The organism is Haladaptatus sp. AB643 (genome assembly GCF_024136975.1).
In the GTDB taxonomy this organism is placed as follows: Archaea; Halobacteriota; Halobacteria; order Halobacteriales; family Haladaptataceae; genus Haladaptatus.
This window is the reverse complement of sequence record NZ_JAMYJW010000025.1, coordinates 1-746: the sequence shown is the minus strand read 5'-3', so window position 1 is coordinate 746 and position 746 is coordinate 1. Positions and strand designations below refer to the sequence as shown.

At 53.2% G+C, this 746-nt stretch carries 2 protein-coding genes; both read left to right on the top strand.

Going from position 1 to position 746, the window contains the following annotated elements:
- Positions 1–389 (top strand): hypothetical protein (locus NKF25_RS24000; protein WP_253229133.1); only part of this gene is annotated, 389 nt, incomplete at its 5' end.
- An 80-nt stretch (positions 390–469) separates the two neighbouring features.
- Positions 470–746, top strand: a 277-nt coding sequence (locus NKF25_RS23995) for a hypothetical protein (protein ID WP_253229132.1), incomplete at its 3' end; no start/stop codon positions are given.

Genomic DNA, 746 nt, shown 5'->3' with positions numbered 1-746 from the left:
GTTACGTCCGCCTCGTCGACAAACAGTTCTTCCCGAAGACGCTTGGCGGCCAGACGTACACGCCTGCGCGGTTTGAAATCGAAGAGAGCCAGCAGAGCGGAACTCCGGTAATCGACGCAACGGTGAAGCTTGGGCGACTGTCTTCAGATATCAAAACGCTGATGAAGAAGTGGAGTGGTGTTTCCAGGCTGTCGCCTATCACGGCAACTCGTCAGGTTTTCGATAGAGTTGATACCTCTACGCCAATGAAGAATTGGACATTATTTGTAAAAACTGTCGATGTTGTTTCAGATAACGCATCAGTTACTTTATCAATGACAAACCCGCTAAATAACAACATTGGCCAACCATATGATCCAGTCGAATACACGGGGCTTCAGTACCTCTGATTTTATCAGCAGGATGATCGGCGTGCCGTGGTCTAACCGCGCCTGCTCATTCGAAAAGACTGATTGCTGGGGGGCTGGTTGTGCTGTATTACCGACATGTGCTCGATATTGAGCTGCACCAGACGCCGGGTTACGAAGCCGGGGAGGATTTCTTCACCTGCTATCAGGGAGACGTCGTTTTCTGGCGCAAGGTCGATAAACCGGTCGACGGGGGGATATTTGTCGGGTACCGCGGCGCGCAACCGGCGCACGTTGGCCTGGTACTGAACCGGCAGGCGCTGCACTCGCGTGGAGAGAACGGAAGCGTGCGCATGGACTCGTTGCTGGTCATTCAGCGGGCATTCACCAAAGTGGAGT